Origin of the sequence: Fibrisoma montanum (assembly GCF_003583365.1) — a bacterium.
In the GTDB taxonomy this organism is placed as follows: domain Bacteria; phylum Bacteroidota; class Bacteroidia; order Cytophagales; family Spirosomataceae; genus Fibrisoma; species Fibrisoma montanum.
This window is the reverse complement of the sequence record NZ_QXED01000004.1, coordinates 199713-226603: the sequence shown is the minus strand read 5'-3', so window position 1 is coordinate 226603 and position 26891 is coordinate 199713. Positions and strand designations below refer to the sequence as shown.

Here is a 26891-nt window from a genome sequence, read left to right as displayed (position 1 = left end):
CTACTGTCAGTCGCCTGGTCTGAACATTTTGTCGTGGCATGCCATGTTCAGGCCAGGTGGATTTGAAGTTCAGTCACGTTATTCGCCGGGTTTTCAAAATCAATAACAACATACACCTCACGAACGCGGCCATCGTTCTGATACCCCATCCCGTGTAAAGCAGGGAAGAGCGCATCATAAACACCCATAAGCTCGTTCCAGTTGCCGGTATGCGTGTAAGATAAGCACCGAAACGGCTCAAATGTACGATACGTAAACCCAGTTGGCTCCGCCCCGGCCTGGCGAATAGGCAGGACAATCTCCAGTTGAAATTCATTGGCCGGATCACCGTTAACACCGGTATAAATCCACTGAACTGGCCCGTTGATGTCGAGCGAAAGGCGAGCCGCTTCAGTGTAAAGATCTTCAGCGACTGTCTTGTAATACCGGCTAAGCTGCGGTAACGTAGCCCGGGTGGTGAAACAAAGACCTGTAAAGGGTTGAACCTCTTTGACGAGCAGGGCATCTTCCGCGATTTGTTGTTGGGTTGTCATGGTTAGTTGTCAATTTGAAGACCGATTACATCAAAGGTCGGCGTTCATTGTGACAGCGGTATGTCAGCAGGGTTGTGGAGAAATCGCCTTATTTTTGAGCCTACAGTATGCATGCCGTTATGCCCTTTTTTGATTCTGCTACCGTATCGCTTGTCCGCAATCAGGCCTTTGATGCCGAGCAAACCGGCGTACCATCCGCCGAAGTCCAACAAATCATGACAAAGCTTGGGCTTTTTAAACTCTTCGTTCCCGAACAGCTGGGCGGCCAAATGATACCCCTCCCGGACGCCATACGTTTGATTGAGGAAGCCGCTTATATAGACGGGAGCTTTGGGTGGCTGACCAGTATTGGTGCCGGTGGCGGCTATTTCTCAGCATACTACGAACCCGCGGTTGCCGGCCGATTGTTCGGCCCCGCCGAAGCCGTAGTAGCCGGCAGCGGGCATCCGACCGGAACAGCCCGCCGGGTTGAGAACGGATACCAGGTAACCGGGCGCTGGCGCTATTGCAGCGGGTCTGCCTACGCCACCTTGTTTACCGCCAGCTGCCGAATTACGGACGATGCCGGCCAATTGACCAACACCGTTCGGGCCTTCACCTTCCGGCCAGAGCAGGTAACCATCCTGCCTGACTGGAACGCCTTCGGCCTGAAAGCGACAAACAGCCACAGTATTGATGTAGTCGATGCGTTTGTACCGCACGAATTGGTGTTTGACTTGTCCCGTCCGCCGATTGTCGATGCTGGGCCTATCTTCTCCTATCCGTTTTTACCATTTGCCAAAGCGTCCTTTGCCGCCGTTTGTATCGGTATTGGGCGACACTTTCTGGATGAAGCAACTCAACTGGCCCAGCAATACAGAACTTCGTGGGAAGGAGCCAGACCGGAGCGATTTCACTACGTCCGGGAACAAATGGGCCAGCAAAAAAACCGCTTCGAAAGACGTATCACATCGTTCTACGAAGCCCTTGATGAGTCCTGGTCACTCACCGTAGCCGGACACGCTGTATCAGATGCGCTAAGCCAGAAGGTAGGCGATTTGGCCCGGGAAGCAACCGTAACTGTCCTAACTGGCGCTCAGCAACTTTTTCCACATCTGGGTATGGCCGTAGTTGACGAATCTACGGCGATCAACCGGGCCTGGCGGGACGTACATACGGCCTCACAACATACACTGCTGAAAGCATATCCGGTTTCCCGTTAAATTAATCCATAAACCTCCCACCTGTTTTGTGGTTTACGCTTTCAAAACAGCAGACTATGAAAAAGAACCTGATTATCCGAATATCCGGTCAGTTGGGAGGCACCCTGTTCCGGCAGGCAGCCCGCCAGCGAGCCGAAAAACTGGGCCTGACCGGCACAGCCCGTAATCAATCGAACGGCGAGTTACGTATTGAGGTAGAAGGCGAAGAAGAAGCTCTTCAGACGTTTCAGACCTGGTGTCAGACTGGGCCGGAGGGTACCCAGGTTGACCACGTAGAGGTCATGGACGGTCCTTTGCAGGAATTCGACCGGTTTATGGAGATGCGTTAACAAATAAGCCGGCCCTGAATCAGGACCGGCTTTACCCTATTACGTTGTTGATTGTCAAAATATATATTTATTCTCGGCCACCATTGCATCCGCAATCTGACGGCGAGCGTCTTTCAGGTTCATCGGTTCAATCTTCGTGAACCGCTTCAGTCCCATCAACATTCCGCGCAGTTCATCACCTTCGGCAAACGACGTAATGGCTGCCCGTCCTGCATTGTTAACTTTTTCAACGGCTTCGTGCAGATACACCAGCGCCAGGAGCTTTTGTAACGTAAGAGCCTCTTCGCCTTTGATGCCAATCAGTTTCTCGACCCGCAGCAGCGCCGATTCAGCTGCATAAATCTCGATGACCATGTCGGCGATGTTCATCAGGATTTCCTGCTCGTCGGACAGCGTCATCATGAATTTCTGAACGGCCGCTCCAGCAACCATCAAGGCTGCCTTTTTCAGGTTACGCAGTACTTTCTTTTCGGCTATGAATAAACCTTCTTCCTCATCGGTGCTGAAATCGGGAATTGACATGATCTCTTTGGCAACCGCCATAGCCGGCCCCATCAGGTCAAGTTCGCCTTTCATCGCCCGCTTCAACAGCATATCGACCACCAGCATCCGGTTGATCTCGTTTGTTCCCTCGAAGATCCGGTTGATCCGGGCATCGCGGTAGCTACGGTCCATCGGCGCATCAGCTGAGTAACCCATACCCCCGTAAACCTGAACGCCTTCATCTACTACGTAATCCAGCGCTTCGGAGCCGTGTACTTTCATGATGGCACACTCGATGGCAAACTGCTCCAGGGCTTTCAACTTTGCAGCGCTGTCTTCCATGCCTTGAGCTTTCAAATCCTCGATCAGGTCGTCGATGTTCTGGCCGGCCCGGTACGAAGCCGATTCGGACGCATACACCTTTACGGCCATTTCAGCCAGTTTGTGCTTGATCGCGCCAAACTGCGAGATAGGCGTCTTGAACTGCTTCCGCTCGTTGGCATACCGGATGGCATTGTTGATCACTTCCTTCGAGCCACCAACGGCGGCCACGCCAAGCTTAATCCGGCCAATGTTGAGAATGTTCACAGCAATCTTGAAACCGTTGCCACGCTCAGACAGCAAGTTTTCGACCGGCACCTGTACGTCGTTAAAGAAGATCTGACGTGTATCAGACCCTTTGATGCCCATCTTATGCTCCGGTTCGTTCATCGAGATACCCTCGTATGAACGGTCAACAATGAACGCGGATAAATTCTTATCATCGTCAATTTTGGCAAAAACGATGAACACATCGGCAAAACCCCCGTTCGTAATCCACATCTTCTGGCCGTTCAGGACGTAGTGTTTGCCGTCTTCGGTCAGTGTAGCTTTGGTTTTACCTGAGTTGGCATCTGAGCCGGAATCAGGCTCGGTAAGACAATAAGCGGCTTTCCATTCACCGGTTGCCAGCTTAGGCAAATATTTCGCTTTTTGTTCGTCGTTGCCGTAGTAAACGATAGGTAAGGTACCAATACCCGTGTGAGCCGAAAGCGCCACCGAGAACGAGTGTCCGGCACCCGTTACTTCAGCGACCAGCATCGACGTATTGAAGTTCATACCGAAGCCTTCATATTCGGCCGGTACCGATGTACCGAGCAGACCAAGTTCACCGGCTTTATCCATCAACGATGAAATTAACTCCGGCGAATCAGCACGATCAATCTCATCTAATCGCGGCCAGATTTCGCGCTCCAGAAACTCGCGGCAGGTAGCCGCGATCATCTGTTGTTCTTCCGTAAATTCTTCAGGAATGAATACCTGCTGGGCGCTCGTTTCCTTGATCAGAAATTCGCCCCCTTTGATTGAGGCTTTAGGTTCCGTCGCAATCATAGACTCTAGTTGTTTGTTATGCTTGCATACTAATTTTATACAAATAAACTAATTGCATAAATAGTATGCAAGCATACTAATAACAAAAATTTTGCCGAAAAAATCCAACTCGGTACGACCACAATCTAACCAGCGACGCACCGGCTTTAAAACAAAAAGCCGGGCAGTTGCCCGGCTTTGGAATCTAGTTTGTTGAAGTAGTTAATGTGAATTATGGCTAGACATTCGACCCAGGTAAGCCGGTTTTTGTCATCCCGACCAAAGGATGACAAAAATGAATTAAGCTGGCACGTATCTTTTAGTGATCGCTAGTTAAGTCGTTCAAATATACCGGCAACCCCTTGTCCACCGCCTACACAGGCCGACACCATACCGTATTTCTGATCGCGCCGACGCATTTCATTGAGCAGTTGAACCGACAGCCGGGCCCCTGTTGAACCTAGTGCATGGCCAAGCGCAATGGCTCCACCGTTCGGGTTAATCGTACTGCGGTCAAGACCCAGTTCCTGAATAACCGCCAGCGACTGAGCTGCAAACGCTTCGTTTAATTCGATCAGTTCAATATCATCCTGTTTCAAACCCGCTTTCTTCAACGCGAGCGGAATAGCGGCCACCGGTCCGATTCCCATGATCCGCGGCTCAACGCCGGCCGACGCATACGATACCATCCGGGCAATCGGCTGCAGGCCAAGTTCATTCACCATCCGCTCCGACATGACAATTACAAAAGCAGCGCCATCGGAAGTTTGCGACGAATTACCGGCCGTAACGGAGCCGCCCTGCGCAAATACGGGTTTCAATTTGGCCAAAGCGTCGGCATTTGTATCGGCGCGTGGACCTTCGTCTTTGGCTACAGTCCATTCGCGAGTCTTCTTTTTGCCGCTTTCGGCATCAAAATACGTTTCGCTTACTTTGACAGGGACTATTTCGTCGTCGAATTTACCGGCAGCCTGAGCAGCCAGCGCCTTCTGGTGAGATTCATAAGCAAACTGGTCCTGAGCATCCCGGCTAATCTTGAATTGCTCGGCAACCTGCTCGGCCGTTAAGCCCATGCCGATGTAATAGTCCGGGTGAGTTTTCGCAATTTCATAGTTCAAGGCCGTTTTCCAGCCCATTACCGGCACGAGCGACATAGACTCCGTACCGCCCGCAATGATGCAGTCGGCCAGCCCGGCGTGTATCTTCGCTGACGCAATGGCGATAGCTTCCAGGCCGGAACCACAGTAGCGGTTGATGGTCATGCCCGGCACGCTGTTCGGCAACGACAGCAGTGCAATATAGCGGGCAATCTGCATGCCTTGTTCAGCTTCAGGAACAGCATTACCCACAATCAGATCGTCAACCCGGGCCGGATCAAAGTTAGGAACCTGACCGACCAGGTGTTTGATCACCTCGGCTGCCATATCATCAGGGCGAGTAAAACGCAGACCACCTCGTGGCGCTTTACCTACAGCAGTACGATAGCCGGCTACAATGTATGCATCCATACGAATGTTGATTTCTGGTTAAGTGGAATCTATAACGATAACTAAAAATCCAGCGGAATAATTACAAATATACCAATTATTATTATGCACGCATACTATTTCCGTAGGAATCTGATTTAAACAAAAAGCCGCTCTTTCAGGGGAGCGGCTTTTTATCTGGAATAGACCTAAATCAATTAAACTGGCTGGATCTTCAGCTAGAAATGTCGGTCGCCCGCTTCACGTTTGCCCAGCATTACTGCGCCTACCATCGCCACCAGGAACAACACCGAAGCTAGTTCAAAAGGTAGGATATAGTCGCTGTACAGGATGCTACCCAGGTTTTCAACCAATCCCGTACGCGAGTCAAACGATACAGGGTTAAATGTCGGTACCTGAGCACTTTTTGCCCGGAAAATGGTAATGAGCATCACCATTAGCAGCCCACCTACGACAACGGCAGCCATCTTGGTCAGATTTGTCTTCGACTCTTCGTCTTCCCTTCTCAGGTTCAGGAACATGATGGTAAACAGGAAAAGTACCATGATAGCTCCCGCGTAAACAATGATGTTGACGGCCGCCAGAAACTGGGCATTCAGCAGAATGTAGTGCCCGGACAAGCAGAAGAACGTAGCGATTAACGCCAGGACGCTATGGATTGGGTTGCGTGCTGTCACGACCCAGACGGCACTTAACAATGCCAGAATAGCCAGTACCCAGAAGAGGTAGCCAGTTGCAGTGAGTTGCTTAAATTGATTTAGAAATTCGCTCATGGTGGAAAAAACGATAGCCACCAAACGACGTTTACATCTGGTGGCTAAGAGTTATGACTTACTACGTAGCAGCTTTAGTTAAACTTGGCTCCGTTGGGGTGGCCTTTACTTCCGAGTTCATACGAACGTAGCGATCGTCCAGCCGCTCAACTAATTTATCTTTACCGTAAACTATATCGTCACGCTCCAGAAAAACGGGGACCATACGGTCGTGACGGAGATAAACGGCTTGTTTTGGGCAGGCTTCTTCGCACAACCCACAGAAGATGCAGCGCAGCATGTTAATCTCATAAACGGCTGCGTACTTCTCTTCCCGGTAGAGGTTCTCTTCGCCTTTCTTACGCTCAGCGGCTACCATCGAAATGGCTTCTGCCGGGCAGGCTACCGCACAAAGTCCGCAGGCTGTGCATCGTTCGCGCCCCTGCTCATCGCGTTTCAGCACGTGGTGTCCACGAAAAACCGGTCCCAGATACCGCTTCACTTCGGGGTACTGGATGGTCGGCTTCTTCATGAAGAAGTGCTTTATTGTAATGGCCAGCCCCTGTACAATTGACGGAAGGTACATCTTCTCCGCCATTGTCATCTCTTTGTTGCTGACCTGTTTTGACCGATTTGTTAGTTGCATACTCTTTCCGTTTACGGTTTAGAGTTCTTGGTAATTAGGCATACCTACACTCATAAACCGACTATGATTAAGCTCGTTGCGGTGCTGCCTGCGATTTTGGCGCCCGGGCGTTTGACGTAAGGGCTAATACGACCATCACGACGACAATCAGCCAGGTTGTGTACTTAATGTCATACAGCAGACCGGCTCCCGTAACAACTACGTTTAAGATCGACAGTGGAATCAACGACTTCCATCCCAGGTTCATCAATTGATCATACCGGAACCGCGGGATAGTCCAGCGCACCCACATGAAGAAGAAGATGAAGAAGAAAATCTTGGCGAAGAAAACGACCGTGCCGATGGCGGTTGCGATGTTATGTCCCGCGATCTCGCCCAGCGAACCGGTCAGCCCGTCGTGAACAGCATTCATGAACGGGTAGTGATAACCGCCAAAATACAGTGACGAAATGAACGCCGACGACACAAACATGTTGATGTATTCAGCGAAGAGGTAGAAACCCAGCTTCATCGAACTGTACTCCGTATGATAGCCGCCAACGAGTTCAGTTTCACACTCGGGTAAGTCGAATGGCGTCCGGTTACACTCGGCAAAAGCGCAGGTCAGGAAGATGATAAAACCCAGCGGCTGCGTGAAAACGTTCCACTCAAAGAACGTCGCCTGTTCGTTGACAATAGCCCGGAGTGATAGCGAACCGGTCATCATCAGAATGGCGATCAGCGACAGTCCCAGCGCAATCTCATAACTGATGTTTTGCGATGCGGCACGAATAGCGCCCAGTAGTGAGAACTTGTTGTTTGAAGCCCAGCCACCGACCATAATACCGTACACACCCAGCGATACTACCCCGAAGATGTACAATACTCCGATGTTGATTTCAATAGCCTGCATCGGAATGTCGTAGTTGGTACCATCCCAGGCCAATCGAATGCTATCGCCAAACGGAATAACAGCGCTCGACATTAAAGCCGTTAGCATGGCCAGACAGGGGCCGAGGATGAAGAGCCATTTGCTGGCCTGCGCCGGTATAAAATCTTCTTTAAAGAACATTTTGCCCGCATCGGCGATCGGTTGTAATAACCCAAACGGACCTGCCCGGTTTGGACCAAGACGGTCCTGAAGAAACGCTGCTACTTTGCGCTCAGCGTATGTTGAGTACGTCGCAATCAGGAGGGTTATCCCGAAAATTACCAGGATAATGAGCCCTTTGACGAGTAATACGGTTAAATCCATTTTTATTTGGACGTTGGATGATGAACGCTGCCTACCGGTCTTGTACCCGATAAGCAGCGGCCAATGTCTAAAATCTAATTTTCGTTTGCCGATGGTAGTTTTGCAAAACGCTCCGGCGGCAGTTGCTGAATGTCCAGTTGCGACGTATCCCGTTTATCATCTATCGGCTTGTAAGTAGCCGCAGCTAACCGCTTGCCAAAGTCGGGCTTGATCGTATCCGCGCGGTACTTATTTGCCGAAATGACCGAGCTGCGTGAGACCTTGGTCGGTCCTTCAATCACCCAGTCGCTTGTCTTCTTGGTATCAAAGCGGCAGGTATTACAGATGAACTCGGTCACCTCATTCCACTCGTTTTTGCGAGCTGTCACGCGGATTACCTCTTCACCGCGATACCACAGCGTAACCTTACCCGAGCAGGTAGGGCAATCGCGGTGCGCATCGACCGGCTTTGTAAACCATACGCGATTCTTGAACCGATACGTTTTGTCCGTCAGCGCGCCGACCGGACACACATCGATTACATTACCGGAGAAATCGTTGTCAATAGCTTTTTCGATATACGTACCAATCTCAGCGGCATCGCCACGACCTAATACGCCGTGCACGCGCTTGTTGGTGATCTGATCGGCAGTGTATACACACCGGTAGCACAGAATGCAGCGCGTCATGTGCAACTGAATGTACGGACCGATGTCGTGCTTCTCGAACGTACGCCGATCTTCTTCGTAACGTGTAGTTGCTTTGCCGTGATCAAAGGCGAAATTTTGCAGATCGCACTCACCGGCCTGGTCACAAACCGGGCAGTCGAGCGGGTGGTTGATGAGCAGAAATTCAACGACTCCGTTACGGGCATCGATGACCTGCTGACTGGTAGTGTTTTCGACTACCATACCATCCTGCACCGGTGTGATACACGATGCTACCAGCTTAGGCATTGGTCGAGGGTCTTTTGCCGACCCGGCCGCCACCCGAACCAGACAGGCCCGGCACTTCCCACCGCTGCCTTTCAGCGGCTGGTAGTAGCACATCGCCGGCGGGGCCACTTCCGGACCGATCTTACGAGCAGCCTGCAGGATCGTTGTACCCGGCTCCACCTCGACTTCAATTCCGTCAACGGTGACTTTGAACAGTTGCGGCTTATTATCTTCCATAGTTAATCTCTTGATTATACTAACGCCATCTCACCCCGGTATACGGCACCCGGCTGAGTCGCTTCCTGTGGGTTTGTGATGTGCCACTCGAACTCATCGCGGAAGTGACGGATGGCACTGGCCACGGGCCACGCAGCCGCATCACCGAGCGGGCAAATGGTATTCCCTTCAATCTTTTTCGCTACGTCGACGAGCAGATCAATGTCCTGACGATGACCGTGACCGTGTTCAATGCGGTGCAGCACTTTTTCCATCCAGCCGGTTCCTTCGCGGCATGGGCTGCACTGACCACATGATTCATGATGGTAGAAACGGGCAAAATTCCACGTATTGCGAACAATACAGGTTGTTTCGTCCATTACGATAAAACCACCTGAGCCGAGCATTGTGCCCGTCTGGAACCCACCGTCCGACAACGATTCATACGACATCAGGCGCTTTTCACCGTTGGCCAGATTCAGAATCAGATTAGCTGGCAGAATAGGTACGGATGAACCACCGGCGACTACGGCCTTTAACTTATGACCCGGGCGGATACCACCGCACCACTCGTCGGCATAGATGAAATCTTCAACCGGAACACCCAGTTCGATTTCATACACCCCCGGCTTATTAATATGCCCTGAAGCAGAAATCAGTTTCGTACCCGTACTGCGGCCGATCCCAATAGCTGCGTAAGCTTCGCCACCGTGATTGACAATCCACGACGTAGTGGCAATTGACTCCACGTTGTTGACAACCGTTGGGCTCTGGTATAAGCCTTTTACGGCCGGGAACGGCGGCTTGTTACGAGGATTACCACGCTTGCCTTCGAGTGACTCCAGCAAGGCTGTTTCTTCTCCGCAGATGTAAGCACCACCACCCGGCTGAACAACCAGTTCGAGGTCGTAGCCAGTGCCCAGGATATTTTTACCCAGAAAGCCTTTAGCTTTTGCCTCTTCAATAGCTTTTTCGAGAATGTGGATGACGTACATCAACTCACCCCGAACGTAGATAAACGACTTGTTTGCCCCTAATGCGTACGAGGAGATAATCATACCCTCGATCAGCAGGTGGGGGATAGTTTTCATCAGGTAGTGGTCTTTGAACGTACCCGGCTCCGACTCATCGGCATTGCAGACGAGATAGCGGGGCACACCCTCGGGCTTTGCCAGGAAGCTCCACTTCATGCCCATCGGAAAACCGGCGCCACCGCGGCCCCGAACCCCCGATTTTTTTACTTCTTCGACCACTTCTTCAGGCGTCATGGTCTTGAGCGCCTTTTCAACGGCCGTGTAGCCGCCCTGTTTCCGGTAAACATCGAACGTCTCGATGCCCGGGACGTTGATATGTTCGGTTAATATCTTGGTAGCCATAGATTTTTGTACAGGTTACTTTGACAACTCATCAATGATTTCATCGACGCGCTCGTTGGTCAAATTCATATAGTATTTCTCCCGAATCTGGAAAACGGGACCCATACCGCAGGCAGCCAGACACTCGACTTCCTTTAGTGTAAACCGACCATCAACGGTCGTTTGTCCGGCATCGATACCCAGCCGCTGCTTCAGGTGAGCGTACACGTCTTCGCCACCCATCAGGCAGCAAGGGCCCGTACGGCAGTATTCAATGACGTGCTTACCAACCGGGTTGATGTGGTACATTGTATAGAACGTAGCCACTTCATATACCTCGATTGGTTGAATATCCAGCATCTGAGCAATGTAATCCATGCCTTCGGGGCTGGTCCAGCCTTCCTGTTCCTGCAGCAAGTGCAACAGAGGCAGCAACGCCGACTTCTGTTTTCCTTCCGGGTAGCGAGCGATAATCTCCTTTGCCTTTTCGAGCCGGTCGGGCGTAAATTGTATGGTATTGTTAGATTCCGTTGTCATCTTACAGCAGGTATTCGTCTTCAAAAGCTTCAGACCAAGTCATTTCAGCCGGTTCAAATTTATCCTTGCGAGATATATTCATTTCAGCTTTAGCTACTTCAGTTGCAGCGTCGAAGTTACGTTTCCACACACTTTCAATATACTCATTTGTCAACGAAGGCATGTACTCCTGCAATTGGTAAATCTCCTGTCGAGCGTTGACAATACTTCGAACCCAACTTGTACTACGCTTATTGGGTTGGTATTTCCATTTCAATATATGAGCCATAAGCCGACGAAGCTGGCTATTCAAAGCAAGCCTTTCAGCTCTACCCATTGCTTCATACAATTCGTTCAATCCTTCAATAGCTTCCTCATAATCGTGCTCGTCAACAAGTTGGCGTATCATTCCAACTGTTTCCAAGTGAGACGTAGCCACCAGTTCTTGCCAGTCTATCGTCTTCATAACACGTTATGTTTATGCATCCAGCTCACCCGCAATCACGTTCAGGCTACTCATTGTCACGATAGCATCGGACAACGTTGAGCCGACGCACATTTCGGGAAACGCCTGGTAATAGATAAAGCATGGCCGACGGAAGTGCAGCCGGTACGGAGCACGGCCACCGTCGCTGATCAGGTAAAAGCCCAGTTCACCGTTGCCGCCTTCGACGGCGTGGTACACCTCGCCTACCGGCGCGTCGATCTCACCCATCACAATCTTGAAATGGTAGATCAGCGCTTCCATGTTTTTGTAGACTTCCTGTTTCGGTGGCAGGTAGTACTGAGGAGCGTCGGCGTAGTAAGGGCCTTCGGGCAGGTTGTTGATAGCCTGCTCAATGATGCGCAGACTCTGCCACATCTCTTCGTTACGAACCATAAACCGGTCGTACGTATCGCCACTCTGCCCAACCGGAATGTCAAACTCAAACTCCTCGTATGACGAGTACGGATTCATTACCCGAACGTCGTAATCAACGCCTGCGGCCCGGAGGTTCGGACCCGTGAAGCCGTAGCTCAACGCCCTTTCGGCCGAGATACCACCTACGTTTACCGTCCGGTCCATAAAGATTCGGTTCCGGTTGAAGAGGTTTTCGAATTCACGCAACACTTTCGGGTAGCGCTGAATAAACTCTTTGATCTTGCGAATAGCCGTGGGCGACAGGTCACGCTCCATGCCACCAATCCGGCCCATGTTCGTGGTCAAACGGGCACCGCAGACTTCTTCGTAGATTTCGTAAATGTTTTCGCGCTCCTCAAACAGGTACAGAAAACCGGTGAATGCGCCGGTATCCACACCCAGGATGCCGTTACAGATCAGGTGGTCGGCGATTCGGGCCAGCTCCATCATAATCACCCGGATGTATTGCGCCCGCTTCGGCACTTCAATGCCCAGCAGCTTCTCGACCGTCATGTGCCAGCCCATATTATTGATGGGCGACGAACAATAGTTCATCCGGTCGGTCAGCGTCGTAATCTGGTAGAATGGCCGACGCTCGGCAATTTTCTCGAACGCCCGGTGTATGTAGCCGATTGTCTGCTCACCCGACACGATTTTTTCGCCATCCATTTGCAGGATGTTCTGAAAGATACCGTGCGTAGCCGGGTGCGTTGGACCGAGGTTGAGCGTAGTAAGCTCATTCACGTACTGCACCGGCGTTTCGTCGTTCCGGGCCGGTACGTTCGTTTTGGTTGCTATATCGAGTTCGTCAGAAACCATAATCAAAGAGTGAAAGCGTGAAAGAACGGAAGAGTGAATAAACCCGCTACATAAACTATTCGTTTAATCAATCGTTCGCTCGTTCACCAGATAGTCATCGTCCAAACAGGGCGTCAATCTTATCTTCGCGGGTAGCATCTTCGAGCGGATACTGCTTGAGCATGGGGTGATAATCCATCTCCTCCATGTTTAAGATACGTCGCAGGTCAGGGTGGCCGTCGAAAATAACGCCAAATAAGTCAAAGGTTTCACGTTCCATCCAGTTGGCACTGAGATGCTGCTTGGTTGCGGTCGGAATATGAGGGTCTTCGGCCGGCAGATATACTTTGACCCGCACCCGGTAATTATTAACGAAGCTATGCATGTGATAGACTACGCAAAGCTCACGACCGGGTGAGTCCGGATAATGCACAGCCGTGATATCAGTCAGGAAAGCAATCTGATACGTAGGGTGCTCTTTAAGGTACTGGATCAGCGGAATGATTTGTTCGCGGGTAACCGAAAAGGTCAGTAAATCAAACGGATCATCAAAGTCACTGACGGCGTCACCAAACTGCTGAATTATGGTTTGTGCAACTTCTTCGTTTGTAAGCATAGTGGGTGGTTGACTGATTGACTAATTGAGTTGCCAGCGAGCCAGCAACTCAATCAGTCAACTATTGTATGCTATACGAATTCAATAATTTCTGATACTCTTCTGTATTACGACGGCGCAGTGACTCGTTTTTGGCCAGTTCCTGCACCTGCATGACGCCTTCCAGGATTTGCTCCGGACGCGGAGGACACCCCGGCACATACACATCAACCGGAATGATACGGTCAATGCCCTGCAACACGCTGTACGTATCAAAAATGCCGCCACTCGACGCACAGGCCCCAATGGCGATTACCCAGCGGGGCTCAGCCATCTGCAGATACACCTGCTTGAGGATAGGCCCCATCTTTTTGGCAATCGTACCGGCAACCAGCAGCATATCAGCCTGACGCGGTGAGAAGCTTGGTCGCTCAGAACCAAAGCGGGCCAGGTCGTAGTGTGAGCCCATGGTTGCCATAAACTCAATGCCGCAGCAAGAGGTAGCAAACGGCAAAGGCCAGAGCGAATTGGCTCGGGCCAGACCAATGATTTTATCGAATGACGTAGCCTGGAAACCGGGACCTGAGTAGCTTTCAGGTGCTTCAGCCAGCTTGATGTTTGATGCCATAGGTTAGTTGACTATTCCTGATATACCAACGAATTATCCTATTTAATCGTTTCATTTACTAGACTATTCCCACTTCAACACCCCCTTGCGGATGACGTAGTAGAATCCGGCCAGTAATAAACCCATAAACAAGATCATCTCGATAAAGCCGGTTAGTCCTAATCCTTTAAAGTTAACCGCCCATGGATACAGGAAGATAACTTCAACATCGAACAGAACGAACAGGATAGCAATCAGGAAGTACTTGATTGAAATCGGCGTCCGGGCATCGCCCTGAACCGGAATACCGCACTCAAACGGATCGTCTTTTTTCTGGCTTTTCCGCTTGGGTCCTACTGAGTGCGTAACGATCATCGTTGTCACAATGAAACCGAGCGCCAGCAGAAGTTGGATTAAGACCGGCAGATAATCTGACGGCAGGTATGATGTGTTCATACGGATTATTTACGAATAACAGCGCAAGTTAGCGATAAAACCAATAAACCCTTCTTTTAAACAAGGGTAGCCATTGCCTGACTTACCTCAAAATTAACATTTTTCAACTGTTTTATCAACGTTCCACAACTAGCCCTCGTGCTACGAATGCAAAAAGCCGTTCCTGACAGGAACGGCTCTAATACACTAGATGTAATGGGGCTATCGATTGATTATAATCCGTCGTGATACGTTAAATCCCGCCGAACGAATGCGGACTATATATTCGCCCTGAGCCAGGTTTTTCAGATTAAGTGACCTCCGCTGGTTAAGTATCGGCACCAAGTCTGTATACAGCAGTTCGCCGTGCAACGAGAACACCTCTATTTCGGCATTAGCCAGGTTTTCGATTGTTTCGATATTCACAATTCCGTCCTTCGACGGGTTGGGATAAATTCCAAGGCCCCCGTTCGATTCATCGAAGTCAAATGGTTTTGGAGCACTGAAATCTGAGTAGCACGTGAGTCGATTGCCATTCTCCAGGATAAACGTCGATTTAGCACGGACCGAATAATTAGCGTCAAGAACGACTTTTGCTACCGGGCCACTTTCTGGAATTAATTCGCCTGTCCGGCGCCAGTCAAACTCATCGGTTTGCGCACCCGACGGAGCCGGCAATCTGGCTTCCAGCGAATACGTACCTATCTGTTCGATACTGGGTGTTGGTATTTTTGGCCGAACAGTCAGGTTGATGCCCAACGATCGGGTCGACCGGCAGCCATACGTATTTACCGCCTGAACAGAATACCCGCCTGGCGTGGCCACTGTGATAGTTCGGCCAACTGTGCCTGTATTCCAGATCAGACTGTTAGACGCCGTGGTATTACCCACCAGGGCCAACACGGAATCAGTACAGATCTGCTGCGTAGGATCAGCCAGCAACGTCGGTTGTTTGGCCAGTGAAATAGTTGGTGGTGTTGGCTGCACAGGATCAATCACCTCCACAGCCGGCGACAGGAAGGTATTATCGTCCGCTCCTTTCAACACGGCCCTATACACCCCGCTTCTGTTAACGTTTATCGAGCGGGTTTTCTGGCCACTTTTCCAATCGTAGGATTTATACCCTTCGCTCAGCGTAAGCGTCAGGCTATTGTTGTCGGGGCCGCAGGTAACCGAGATAGTCGGCGGAGGCAAAGGAAGCAGTGGGCGGGAGCTGGCAAAAAACACCGGATTCAGGCTTTCATACCAGGCTTGCGCCAACTGCTTCAGCCCGTCGCCACCGAAGTGTACTTCGCCCTCAAAACGGGGAATCTGGATGTTGTCGGTCAGGGGTCCCGGATACACGTTATTGTTGTACGTGTTGATTACGTCGTTCTGGGCCTGGGTAATTTCCTCGCTTACCTGGCCAAGGTTGTACGATGACCGGGCAAGCACCCAGGCCGGATACCGTTTTGTGTCCGAACGCGTTTTGTTCACCAGGTACTGCATTGCTTCCCGGTAATCCTGTCGCGTTGAGCGGAGCGGTACATTGTCATTTTCACCTTGCTGCCACAATACGGCCCGTAGACCCTGCAGCGAACAATAATAACGTAGTGCAATCAGCAGGTTTGCGTACGGCATTCCGGCCGGGAAGTTTTCGTTGGGCGTACCCATGGCAAAGATGTTCTTGGCAATCTTGCCGTCGGCGCTTTCTGTCCAGTTTTTGATTACTGTTCCCTGCCAGGCGGTATTGATAAAGAGAACAGGTACCTGATACTGCTTGGCAATCAGATCACCAAGCATACCCCAGCACCAGGCGCTTTGGCCTCGTGGCCCAATCAACGACGCTGCGCTTAACTGCTGAAACGTAGGAGCCGGCGGATCAGTGAGCAGATTGGCTCTGGAGTTATCGTACGTAACGCAATTGACCCGATCGTCGGTGGCACCCACCGCCCCAAAATCCTGGAAGCCCTGGGCGTTCGACTGGCCGGTTATGATGAACACTTCACCTACACCAATCTTGCGCATTACATCACTACCCACCACGGCTCCGTTGGCAAACGCCCGAACTTCGAGCCGATACCACCCCCCTTTTACCGATAGCGCGCCCTGAAAAACGCTTCCTTGCGGATTACGCTGGATAGTGGCCCAGTTTGTATTGAATCCCTGATACGAATCCTCAACCTGTACGCGAGCCTGAACGCTGTCAATAGGCTGGTAATAGCTGCCCGACAGGTAAATAGTTGATGTGTTGTTGACGTCTCGTTGGAAAATTGCCCGGCTCTCCGGGTAGGTAATTTTAATAACAGAGCCGTTCCCCTGGCCTGACGCGTTCAGCGCAATACCAAGCAGACAGTAGAAGGGAAGCTTTTTAATCAGCAGATAATAGTTATTCATACGTTAGGTGTCCATGAATTTCACGCAAAGACACCATGAATCAACGAGGCCCATACGGCGTTCTTTGCAAAAATCAGACCTGATACGACTTGGTAGATAACAAAGTTCACATTTTCCCGGGAAAATGCAAATTTACCCCTACACTCCTTACGTAAACGGTTGAAATTCGGATTCTATTACAATCCAAGTAAAATTCGTTTTGCCACATCGAAGCCTGCGGCCTGAACGCGAAGTATGTAGTTTCCTGATTGAAGCCCGGTCAGTACAAGTTGTTTGCGCTCATTGAAAGCAGGAACGTTGGTTGTGTACACTTGCTGACCCGTTAGCGTGTAAATCGTAACTGTAGCGTTAACAAGATCCTGCTGGGTCTCAAGAATAACTACTTTGTCCGGATTTGGATTCGGGTAGATACTTAGTCCCCGATTATCAGTTGCTGCAACAAACGCGAATGGAGCAGACGGTACTGAGAAGCACGTCAAAGTGGGCGAATAGGCAATGGAGGCCCGGGCCGTATACGAACCGTTCTGGTTCGCCTTAATGACGCCGGATTGTACCGCTAATGAGTCATCACCCCGGCGCCAGCGGAATACATCGCTATTGAGCGGTGTAGCATTGACTGCCTGCAGCGTATACGTGCCGATAACCGCAATTGTCGGAGCAGGCGGCAATGGCTTCACCTCCACGCTGGTTGGCGTCGACAGGGGTGATATACACCCATTCACATCCCGAACGCGGGCGGCATACTGCCCGGCCGAATTCGTTGTAATACTTTTTGTTGAATCTCCCGTCGACCAGAAAACCGTATAAGGCCCTTCGACGGTAAAGGTAATGCGATCCCCTTCGCAGAGTGCCGGCTGTCTGCTGGCAAGCAGGGTGGGCGCATTCGGCAACGGATTTACTTTTACGTTAATTGCCCGGGACCGCGGTGACAGGCACCCATTCTGATCCCTGGCCTGTGCTGAATAATCCCCCGACTGTTCAACGACGATGTTTTTGCTGGTTGAACCACCCGTCCAGACAACGTTCAGTGGGGTCGTAGCAGCCAGTGTAACCCGATTGCCGGCGCAGAAAGTAGTCGATCCAAGTGCAGCCACCGATGGAGTTTCGGGCAGTGGATTAACAGTCGTCGTCACAGCATCCGACGGATCAGACAGGCATCCGAATTGATTTCGGGTCTGCACCGAAAACGTACCCGGCCGATTGACCGTTATGCTGCGGGTAGTTTCGCCTGTTCGCCACACGTATGCTGTTTCCTGCGGAGCGGTTAACGTAACATTCTGATCCGCACAGAACGTCAATGGACCACTAAGCGCGAGCGTTGGTTTAGCCGGCAGGGGATTAACCGTTATGTTGATTGTATTTGAGCGTTCAGACGTACAGCCGTTCTGATCAGTTACGGTCAGAAAATACTGTCCCGACGTACCGACCGTAATGGCCTGATCCCGTTGGCCACCGCTCCAGTTGTATTGTACATTTGACGCGTTTGTGCGAAGTACCGTATTGTCCCGGTCACAGAACGTAGTGGGCTTCTCATTCGTAATGGTCGGCGTTGGCGGAAGCGGATTCACCGCTACGGGCAAGACATTGGATGTAAATTCGCATCCACTGACATCCTGATACTTAACGTAGTAGTTTCCGGCTGAGGTTGTGCTATAGGTCTTTCCGGTCGCTACGGTCGCGTTGTTTTGCTGATTGACCCAGGTGATGTTATTCTCGTAGCTGGCTGTCAGGGCCAGACTGCTACCAATGCAGACGGAAGGAGGCCGATTGTCGACGGTTGATACGGTTGGGGCGTCTGCTACGCGGATGTAGCTGGTGAAATGCGTATTGCCTAAACCATCTTTTACTTTTGCCCGGTATAGCCCCTGCCCTTTGGTCAACGTTCTGCTTAACTCGCCGGTTTCCCACTGAACGAAGCTATAATCCCCGTTTACGGTAAAGGTCAGATTATTACCCCCTCCACAGGCCACGGAGATGGTCGGTACCGTCGCCGGACTTTGTGGCGTAGACCGCTGAAAAAATGATTCGTTAAGGCTATTATTCCACGCATTAGCCACCTCGACTAACCCATTGGCATCAAAATGCAGGTCGTCAAACAGGGGAGGTCGTCGGCGGGGTACCTGGATGTTGTCGGTATTAGGACCTTCGAATACGTTGGGGGTTGACGCAATGACCTGACTTTGTGCCGCTGTTACGTTCGCATTCGGGGTTTTGAAATCGTTGGAGCGCGACACCTTAGCCACAACCCACGATACGTTTTTCCCGCAATCCTGCCGGCTTTTGTCAATTACAAATCTTAAATCGTTTGCGTAGCTGTTGGCATCTGTATTGATATCCGTGTCCGCTTCACCCTGTTGCCAGAGTACGGCCCGTACGCCCAGCATATGGGTATAATACTGCAAAGCTACCTTCAGATTGATGTAGGGTTGGCCAGCCTGATAAAACGTTCCGGGAATGTAAACACTTTCAGCAAGACCACCGGCAGCGCTTTGGCGCCAGTTCCGCATGGCCGTTCCGGCATAGGCTGCATTGAAAAACATGATTGGCACGTTGAGCCGGGCCGCCAGCAGATCGCCCAGCCGCCCCCAGCTCCAGGATGTATACCCTCGTGGAGCAGCCCATTCTACGTCGCTCGTTAGCCGGTCAAACGAAGGCACCGGTGGATCATCCGTTTTTCCGGGCGGATACAGATAGCGAACACAGTTGACCCGATCATCGGTAGAAGGCGGTACGTTCGGACGAGTGTTCTGCGGAGTTTCCACTCCCTGCGCGTTCGACTGTCCGGCAACAATAAACACTTCGCCTACGCCAATCCGCTCAACGACTGTGTATCCAACCTGATTGCCATTGTTAATGGCTCGCACCTCCAGATTGTACCAGCCACCCGACACGGGCAGCCCCCCCGCAAATACTCCACCGCTTGGGTTGTTCTGGATAGTTACCCAGTCCGGAGAGCTGCTTCCCTGACCATCGCGCGCGGTCACTTTAGCCTGAATCTGATTGACGGCCGTTGTATAAAATCCAGTTATATAAACGGTAGCCTGATTGCTGTTGTTACGCTGAAAAACCGCTCGGGTAGTTGGAAAAGAGACCTGGAGCTGAGCCATTGCCACAAGCGGCATAAGTAAACAGGCCGCCATGGTTTTGGCTGCGAAAATATATTTCATAGCGTTCTTTAACAGCTGGTTTGGGCTTACCAGCTTAAATAATGACATGAGTCCATTCTATTCTTGCTCGGCCGGCACATTCAGGCTTTGCCAGATTGTGTCTTTCAATTGTTCTAACCCACGCTGACTAACGGACGAGATAAACGAAACCGGTAGTTGTTCAGGCACTTGTTTCTTAATGGAAGCTAGCTCTTCGTCGCTCACTAAATCTATTTTCGAAATAGCTACCAATCGCTTCTTATCCATTAATTCGGGATTATACTCACGCAATTCATTCAAGAGCGTCTCGTATTCACCACGAATGTTTTCACTGGTAGCTGGAATCAGAAACAGTAAGATTGAATTTCGTTCTATGTGTCGCAGAAACCGCAGCCCAAGGCCTTTACCCTGTGATGCGCCTTCAATTATCCCCGGAATGTCGGCCATTACAAACGACTTATAGTCTCTGTATGCTACGACTCCTAAATTGGGTACAAGGGTTGTAAACGGGTAGTCAGCAATTTCGGGCCGGGCTGCCGACAGCACCGACAACAGGGTTGATTTTCCGGCATTTGGAAACCCGACCAGGCCTACATCAGCCAGTAGTTTTAATTCCAGTATGACCCAGGCCTCCTGCCCTTCCTCGCCAGGTTGAGCATAGTACGGTGCCTGTTGGGTAGAATTTTTAAAATGATCGTTGCCTAATCCCCCCCGACCACCCGGCAGAAGTATGATCTCCTGGCCGTCTTCAGTGATTTCGGCCATTTTTTCATTGGTTTCGGCATGACGGGCTATTGTTCCCAGGGGGACTTCCAGAATTACGTCCTCGCCCTGACCCCCACTGCGTCGCCCTCCTTCACCAGCATTTCCACCTTCAGCCTTTACGTGTTTTCGGTATTTTAAATGCAGCAACGTCCATAGCTGAGCATTGCCTTTGAGTATTATATGGCCTCCTCGTCCTCCATCGCCCCCATCAGGACCTCCCTTGGGAACGTGTTTTTCTCGCCGGAAATGAACCGAACCAGCACCGCCGGCGCCCGAGCGACAGTTAATTTTAACGTAGTCAATGAAGTTGGATGAAACCATATTTGTTGTTCTACTGTGTTGAAAGGCACCGTCCAAACAAGCCGAAACTAGCCTGCTTTGGTAGCGGCCTGCTCAATTTTGCTGCATATAGCTTCGAATATCTCATCAATATTACCGATGCCATCTATTGCGGTAAACTTATCCTGCCGGTTATAAAAATCGGCAACGGGTGTTGTCTTGTCGTTGTACTCCTTCACTCGCCGACGTATCAAATCCTCATTGCTGTCGTCAGGCCGACCGGATGTCTGCCCTCGTAATAGCAACCGACGCGTCAATTCTTCGTCATCCACTACCAGCGCAATCATTACCGTAATCTGCGTATTGTAATGGCTTAATAATTCATCAAGCGCTTGTGCCTGTGGAACGGTACGAGGAAAGCCATCGAAGATAAACCCAGCTACTGATTGATTTTCCCTCAGTTTGTTATCAATCATGCCAATGACTACTTCATCGGGCACCAGTAGCCCCTGATCCATTAACTGTTTTGCCCGCAAGCCCAGTTCGGTGCCAGCTGCAATTTCCGACCGTAACAAATCGCCGGTCGACAAATGAATCAGATTATACTTTTTTATTAACTTCTCACTTTGTGTTCCTTTACCAGCACCCGGCGGGCCAAACAGTACAAGATTGAGCATACGGTTTTTTAAGGGTAGTGTCGTCCAATCAAAATTTGCGCCCGCAAAGTTACAACTCCTCGGTTAAAATAATACGTTGATGAACTGACAGTCATTGGTTTTTATTAATTGGCCAAAATAAAAAGCGCAGGCTAGTAGCCTGCGCTTTTTAGCACATTCTTAAATGTATTGCCTATTTGCTGGCCGCAGTTTTCTTAGCGGGTGCTTTTGTCCCTTTAGCAGGCGCAGCCTGAGCTTTTGGTGGCTCTAAAGCCTTCAGAACGTCCTTGTCATTAGGATCTATTTCAAGAACCTTGGCAAAGTATTCTTTTGCTTTCGCTTCATCCTTCTTAGCCAGACTAAATCCGGCTAACGCTTTATAGGAAGTTACCAGGTATCTTGAATAGTCTGTTTTATCCGTTGAATCCGGAGTTGTGGCCTGTTCAATGAATTTCTCATACAGTGGCGTTGCAGCCGCTGCTGCCTTTTCCGGGTCTTCCTTTGCGTAAGCATAATAATTTGCCTGCGCCCGGTAATAGTAAGCTGCTGGGTACTTCTTGCCCGGAATTTCCTCTACGCGCTTGGCCATTTCGGCAAAGGCTGAATCGGCCCGCAGATAATACATCTGCTTAACCTGCGGAATTTGAGCCGAATCAATCGGAGCAGCTGAACTATCACGACCTACACGAGGAGCGTACTGATAGTTTGACAGTGCCATGAACAGGAAATCATTGTTCTGTGGCTTTTTGTCATTAGCAATCGTTTTAGAATAGTAATCGGCGGCTTTATCAAATCGCTTCTTGTCGTAATACAACTTGGCAATTTCGCGATAGAGGTTCTCCGTAGTATCCTGCGGAGCTGCCTTTTCCAGATTATTGATTGCTAATGAATCACCTTCTGGCGTGTTCAGCTGGCTGTAAGCACGTCCAAGGAATTTGTAATCCTCAGGCAGCACTTTCTGCGGAGCCGTTGAGATAAACCGATTTAATGATTCAACCGCTTCCGGTGCTTTATTGGTCTGCGTATAGGCCCAGCCATACATCCGGTCGATGATCGGGTTGTTGATCTTACCTTTCAGTTGATCGAGGTATGAAACAGCGCCCTGATAATCTTCGGCCAGGAAGCGATAACGAGCTACGTCGAGCAAACGCTCAGGATCCTGCGTACCGCTCTTTTGTACATATGATTCGTAGCGCTGGGCAGCAGCCTTGTAAGCCCGTGAATTGGCAAGAGCATCAGCATAGGCCAGATACGTCGGTGCAAACTCAGGATCGTTCTCGATTGCCTTGTTAAAGAACTTCTGCGCTTCGGTATAGTTCTTACCCCGCAGAAACAGCCGACCAATTTTATAATTAGCTTCGGCCAGATTCGGCTTGATTGCCAAAGCGTTTTCGTATTTGCTTACGGCATTACCTCCGTCGTTGCGCAGGTAATACGCGTCGCCAATCGCCATCTCGATGTCGGCGTTCTCGTTCTTCTTGTCCCGCTCGTCAGCTTTTTGCAGCACTTCGAGCGCCTTGGCCGGGTCGTTCGTTTTCTCGAACATGGTTAGCACCTCACCAGCACGTACCAGTACGTTGATATCCTTACCTTTCGACTTATCGACGGCTTCATCAATTTTTGCGATGGCTGTCTGCCGGTCACCTTTAGCCAGAGCTACACCGGCAAGACCAACGTTGTTCAACTGGTTCTTGCCGTCGGCCGCCAAGCCTTTCTCAAATGCAGCTTTTGCCTGATCAGGCTGGCCGGTTTTCAGATAATAATAACCAAGATAAAATTGATTATCAGCCGTCGGCGAACTGGTAGCTAACTGTGTCAGAGCCTGCCCCGCTTTCGCAAATCGATCTGCCTCCAAGTCATTCAGGGCCGTTTGTGCGTCCTGAGCCATTACAGGCACAGTCAACGATGCACCCATGAACAAAATGGCCAACAGCGACTTTTTCTGGTTGTTCATCATGTATTTCAGGTTGGAATTGATAAAATTTAGATTGTGACTAGTAAACAGCTTACAAAGCTAAAAAATTGCTTTTAAACCAAAAAATTGCTTGTCATCTGAGTTTCACCTCTCGATTATACGGTATTGCAGGCCAAAGACCCAATTTTTCAATAATTAACGATCCAGCGTCACGAGCTACGTAGTTTATTAACCCTCCGCCTAACCCTGGATGGGCTTCACGGCTTAGTATATAAACCGAGCGACGTAACGGATAATCCTGCAGACCCAATGCCCGCTGGAACGGTTGGAAATAATCGTTCCGGGATGTGGGGTTTGCTTTTTCTGTTACGCCCATTACTCGCAAATCGCGGGACAGTTCCGCCGATAGTGGAGAATCCCCGTCGCTAATCCAGTTAACGCCAATAAATCCCAGAGCAGTTGGATTTTGACGAACATAGTCAATTACTTCCCGATTTGAGCGAGCTGTAAAGATCCGTAAGCCTTCAACTCGCTTAACCTTGAATTTGCGTAACATAAACTCCAGATTGCTCGAATTGTTATTATCAAACACGAGCGTGATGGCGCCTGACAGATTTCCGCCTTTCAATTGAGGCCATTGCTTAACAGACCCATCAAAGATCGAGTTAAGCTCATTCATGGTGATAAGGCTATCTGTGTTGGCCTTATTTATGATTAGTGCGACTCCATCTGTGGCGATTTTTTGCGCTGCCCCTTCGATCTTTCGTTTGTCGAGAACGGCCCGTTCCTGAGGATCTAGCTCACGGGTTGTGAACGCAATCCGGGCACTATCCTGCAACATCAGGTTAATGGCTTCCTTTTCAGGCCTGAAGATTATTTTAAATTGAGTATTCGGGTAAATACCGCTATAGGCATCCGTTAACTGCGTCACCAACGGCTGAAACGATTCATCGGCGGCAACGACTATACTTCCCTGCGACGGGCTATCGAGCTTCGTCTTGTTGCTATCGCAACCGAAAAGGCTCACCAATAAAATGGATGCCAGCCAGCCTGTTTTTTTACTCATCCCGGAAATGTAGGTAGGCACGATACGCCCTGAAACTGCCATAAGCAATCAATAGTACAGCCAGACCATACCGTAGTACCGGACTGGATGGAAATATCCCAAAAGACTGAGAGGAGGCCATCAGTGCGATGCCTCCTCCCAAGTATGCCAGCGACGCCAGCACTGAAATATACAGTGTTAGCCGCGCCGGACCTCGATCTCGCTCGCGCATCCGATTTTATTCCAGCGTGAAGTTGATCGGCAGGTTAAATTTCACACGAACTGGCCGGCCAGACTGTTTACCTGGTCTCCATTTCGGCATGCTTTTTACCACACGTACGGCTTCTTCATCCGTACCGAAGCCTAAGCCTTTCAGTACCGCCACGTCCTGAATACTACCGTCGGTGTTTACGACGAAGCTCACGAATACGCGACCTGATACGTTAGCCCGTTGGGCAGCCGCCGGGTAACGGATGTTCTTAGAAAGGTACTGTCCCAAGGCAGCCATACCGCCCGTAAACTCAGGCTGCTGTTCTACTACCGTAAAGATTTCTTCTTCTTTAGGAGCAGCTTCAACGGCAGCTTCGACCCGGGTTGGTCCGGTAATGGCCTCAGGAGCTGCAATGACCTCTTCTGCATTCGGGTCACCTTCCTGCGTTTTTTCAGCAGCAACAGCCTCCTTCAGTTCTTCAACGGCCGGCGGGGGAGTTTCTTCCGGTACTTCCTCATCCGGCTTTACTTCCGGCGGCAGGAATTTTACCGTATTCACCTTCGGCACTTCAACCGGTGGTGGCGGTGGCGGTGGCGGTTCGTTCGGGTCGATAGGCGGAGGAGGTAACTTCATCAGGTCAACCTCAACCATTGCCTGTTCTTCAGGTTCCGGTGCCAGCGCGGTAATGATCGTTGGCGTCAGAACACCCAGCGTAAAAATAACCCCACCTATGATAAGCGCACGGGTTACGATTTTTGGGTATTCTTTCCGTAACGTATACGCACCGTACGCTTTGTTCCGGTTGGCAAACACTATATCATCCAGTGTTGCGTTTGAATCGAGTTCTGCCATAGCGTTATACGTCTAGATTTGCTTTATCCTTCAGCAGCTTTTTCTCGTCAGGTGTTAACTGATCCACCAAAGCATACCGCTTCGTTTTCGTAATTGCCATTTCGTCCAGCAAGTCCACCATATTGCGGTAGGTCGACTCTTTGGTCGGTTTGATAACGACTACGAACTTATCAGCCGGCACTTTCCGTGAACTTTCCTGGATTGCTTTCCGCATGTCGTATCCAATCGATACGGTTTCCAGCTTCGGGTCTTCATTAGCTGCTTTCCCGAAGATGTAATGCGCTTTGTTATCCTTACCCAGGAAAATTGTCATTACGTTCGAAGCCTTGATCGGCTCCGTTTCTACTTTTTCCGTTTTGTCCGGTACGTTAAGCGTCATTGACGACGGCTTACTCAAGGTGGTAGCAAGAATGAAGAAGGTGATGAGAAGAAATCCCAGGTCCACCATCGGCGTCATATCTACTCTTGTAGACGCTTTTTTGGAGCGGACTTTACCACCATCATGTTTACCACCACCTCCACCGGTGTTAATCTCTGCCATGTTTTCTGAACAGATTTATGGGGTGAAAAATGATCTGCTTGTGCCTGTCAGGTACATTAATCATTCGTCCAGCCAGCCGGCGGAGCTTCCGTACCGGTAATCAGGTTGAACTTATTGATGTTTTGTGCCTGCAACGTAGCCAGTACGTCCTTGAAAGCTGGGAACTTCGCCAGGTTATCGCCTTTCAGCGCAATCCGAAGATCGTTATTAGCCTTACGCGAGTTATACACCCACTCTTTCAACTCATTTGTCGGAGCCGCTCCGGTTGAATCCGTTGGAATCCCCGGCTGCTTAATTTTGGCCTGCTGTTCCTTGGGCAGGTTCAGGTAAGACTTCAACTGAGCGATTGGCATACCAAAGTTCGACATCAGGGCAAACTCCTTCTTTTCCTTCGGAGTGAAGGTGATGCCTTTGGCAGCCCCGATGTTCTCGAGCGTTTCGATACGCTCCTGCTGGTTGTCAATCCCGAAGTAGACTTTGCCTTCCCGATCCAGGCCAATCGTCATGATGTTCTTATCAGGAACCTTGATACCGGAGATTGACGACGGCGTTTCGATCGTTGCGGCATCCTGGGCCCGGAATTGAGCTGTCAGGATGAAGAATGTTAGCAACAGAAATGCTACGTCAGTCATCGCGGTCATGTCCACAGAGGAACTGGCGCGTTTAATTTTAACTGCTGGCATGAGTTTTTTAATTTCTACTGCCCGACCGTAGTCGGGCAGTGGTTAATTAGTACCATCAACTAACCCGTG

At 50.4% G+C, this 26891-nt stretch carries 25 protein-coding genes; 2 read left to right on the top strand and 23 right to left on the bottom strand.

Annotated elements, in window-relative coordinates; all coding sequences use genetic code 11:
* Positions 1-47: 47 nt before the first annotated feature.
* Complete coding sequence (locus DYU11_RS14990) at positions 48-533, bottom strand: GyrI-like domain-containing protein (RefSeq protein ID WP_119668509.1); 486 nt, start codon at positions 531-533, stop codon at positions 48-50.
* 119 nt (positions 534-652) lie between these two features.
* Here DYU11_RS14990 and DYU11_RS14985 point away from each other — a divergent pair, with 119 nt between their 5' ends.
* Together DYU11_RS14985 and DYU11_RS14980 are read left to right on the top strand one after the other, a co-directional pair.
* Positions 653-1735 carry an acyl-CoA dehydrogenase family protein gene (locus DYU11_RS14985; protein WP_158600287.1) on the top strand — a complete coding sequence of 361 codons (1083 nt, stop codon included), beginning with the start codon at positions 653-655 and terminating at the stop codon, positions 1733-1735.
* Positions 1736-1791: 56 nt separating this feature from the next.
* On the top strand, positions 1792-2064 hold the full coding sequence (locus DYU11_RS14980) for an acylphosphatase (protein WP_119668884.1): 273 nt from the start codon (positions 1792-1794) through the stop codon (positions 2062-2064).
* A 54-nt stretch (positions 2065-2118) separates the two neighbouring features.
* Here DYU11_RS14980 and DYU11_RS14975 read toward each other — a convergent pair whose 3' ends face one another.
* The 22 genes from DYU11_RS14975 to DYU11_RS14865 form a co-directional block, all read right to left on the bottom strand.
* Positions 2119-3918 carry an acyl-CoA dehydrogenase FadE gene (locus tag DYU11_RS14975; protein ID WP_119668507.1) on the bottom strand — a complete coding sequence of 600 codons (1800 nt, stop codon included), beginning with the start codon at positions 3916-3918 and terminating at the stop codon, positions 2119-2121.
* 308 nt (positions 3919-4226) lie between these two features.
* Positions 4227-5405, bottom strand: a complete 1179-nt coding sequence (locus tag DYU11_RS14970; RefSeq protein ID WP_119668506.1) for an acetyl-CoA C-acyltransferase — start codon at positions 5403-5405, stop codon at positions 4227-4229.
* 197 nt (positions 5406-5602) lie between these two features.
* The gene (locus DYU11_RS14965) at positions 5603-6157 is read right to left on the bottom strand and encodes an NADH-quinone oxidoreductase subunit J family protein (protein ID WP_119668505.1); all 555 of its coding nucleotides are present in this window, start codon (positions 6155-6157) and stop codon (positions 5603-5605) included.
* A gap of 61 nt (positions 6158-6218) precedes the next feature.
* On the bottom strand, positions 6219-6782 hold the full coding sequence (locus tag DYU11_RS14960; RefSeq protein WP_119668504.1) for a NuoI/complex I 23 kDa subunit family protein: 564 nt from the start codon (positions 6780-6782) through the stop codon (positions 6219-6221).
* Positions 6783-6849: 67 nt separating this feature from the next.
* On the bottom strand, positions 6850-8016 hold the full coding sequence (gene nuoH, locus DYU11_RS14955; protein WP_119668503.1) for an NADH-quinone oxidoreductase subunit NuoH: 1167 nt from the start codon (positions 8014-8016) through the stop codon (positions 6850-6852).
* A gap of 74 nt (positions 8017-8090) precedes the next feature.
* On the bottom strand, positions 8091-9167 hold the full coding sequence (locus DYU11_RS14950) for an NADH-quinone oxidoreductase subunit G (protein ID WP_119668502.1): 1077 nt from the start codon (positions 9165-9167) through the stop codon (positions 8091-8093).
* A gap of 14 nt (positions 9168-9181) precedes the next feature.
* A complete protein-coding gene (gene nuoF, locus DYU11_RS14945) occupies positions 9182-10522 on the bottom strand; it encodes an NADH-quinone oxidoreductase subunit NuoF (RefSeq protein ID WP_119668501.1) in 1341 nt (446 codons plus the stop codon).
* 15 nt (positions 10523-10537) lie between these two features.
* A complete protein-coding gene (gene nuoE / locus DYU11_RS14940) occupies positions 10538-11038 on the bottom strand; it encodes an NADH-quinone oxidoreductase subunit NuoE (RefSeq protein WP_119668500.1) in 501 nt (166 codons plus the stop codon).
* 1 nt (position 11039) lies between these two features.
* A complete protein-coding gene (locus DYU11_RS14935) occupies positions 11040-11483 on the bottom strand; it encodes a DUF29 domain-containing protein (protein ID WP_119668499.1) in 444 nt (147 codons plus the stop codon).
* Positions 11484-11495: 12 nt separating this feature from the next.
* On the bottom strand, positions 11496-12737 hold the full coding sequence (nuoD, locus tag DYU11_RS14930; protein ID WP_119668498.1) for an NADH dehydrogenase (quinone) subunit D: 1242 nt from the start codon (positions 12735-12737) through the stop codon (positions 11496-11498).
* Between the two features lie 94 nt (positions 12738-12831).
* Complete coding sequence (locus DYU11_RS14925; protein WP_119668497.1) at positions 12832-13332, bottom strand: NADH-quinone oxidoreductase subunit C; 501 nt, start codon at positions 13330-13332, stop codon at positions 12832-12834.
* A gap of 61 nt (positions 13333-13393) precedes the next feature.
* Entirely contained in the window at positions 13394-13939 is a 546-nt protein-coding gene (locus DYU11_RS14920; RefSeq protein ID WP_119668496.1) for an NADH-quinone oxidoreductase subunit B, read from the bottom strand.
* 63 nt (positions 13940-14002) lie between these two features.
* Positions 14003-14374, bottom strand: a complete 372-nt coding sequence (locus DYU11_RS14915) for an NADH-quinone oxidoreductase subunit A (RefSeq protein ID WP_119668495.1) — start codon at positions 14372-14374, stop codon at positions 14003-14005.
* A gap of 201 nt (positions 14375-14575) precedes the next feature.
* Positions 14576-16729: a T9SS type A sorting domain-containing protein gene (locus DYU11_RS14910; RefSeq protein WP_119668494.1), complete on the bottom strand. Its 2154-nt coding sequence runs from the start codon at positions 16727-16729 to the stop codon at positions 14576-14578.
* Between the two features lie 176 nt (positions 16730-16905).
* Positions 16906-19896, bottom strand: coding sequence for a T9SS type A sorting domain-containing protein (locus DYU11_RS14905; RefSeq protein WP_119668493.1), 2991 nt, complete (start codon positions 19894-19896; stop codon positions 16906-16908).
* Between the two features lie 57 nt (positions 19897-19953).
* The gene (gene obgE, locus DYU11_RS14900; RefSeq protein WP_119668492.1) at positions 19954-20961 is read right to left on the bottom strand and encodes a GTPase ObgE; all 1008 of its coding nucleotides are present in this window, start codon (positions 20959-20961) and stop codon (positions 19954-19956) included.
* A gap of 47 nt (positions 20962-21008) precedes the next feature.
* Entirely contained in the window at positions 21009-21596 is a 588-nt protein-coding gene (locus DYU11_RS14895; RefSeq protein WP_119668491.1) for an adenylate kinase, read from the bottom strand.
* Positions 21597-21768: 172 nt separating this feature from the next.
* Positions 21769-23532 carry a tetratricopeptide repeat protein gene (locus DYU11_RS14890; RefSeq protein WP_119668490.1) on the bottom strand — a complete coding sequence of 588 codons (1764 nt, stop codon included), beginning with the start codon at positions 23530-23532 and terminating at the stop codon, positions 21769-21771.
* A 91-nt stretch (positions 23533-23623) separates the two neighbouring features.
* Positions 23624-24556, bottom strand: coding sequence for a PstS family phosphate ABC transporter substrate-binding protein (locus DYU11_RS14885; protein WP_229365844.1), 933 nt, complete (start codon positions 24554-24556; stop codon positions 23624-23626).
* A 217-nt stretch (positions 24557-24773) separates the two neighbouring features.
* On the bottom strand, positions 24774-25598 hold the full coding sequence (locus tag DYU11_RS14875; RefSeq protein WP_119668487.1) for an energy transducer TonB: 825 nt from the start codon (positions 25596-25598) through the stop codon (positions 24774-24776).
* A gap of 4 nt (positions 25599-25602) precedes the next feature.
* Positions 25603-26139, bottom strand: a complete 537-nt coding sequence (locus DYU11_RS14870; protein WP_119668486.1) for an ExbD/TolR family protein — start codon at positions 26137-26139, stop codon at positions 25603-25605.
* A 56-nt stretch (positions 26140-26195) separates the two neighbouring features.
* Positions 26196-26822 (bottom strand): ExbD/TolR family protein, encoded by a 627-nt coding sequence (locus tag DYU11_RS14865; RefSeq protein ID WP_119668485.1) that lies wholly within the window; start codon positions 26820-26822, stop codon positions 26196-26198.
* Between the last annotated feature and the right edge of the window lie 69 nt (positions 26823-26891).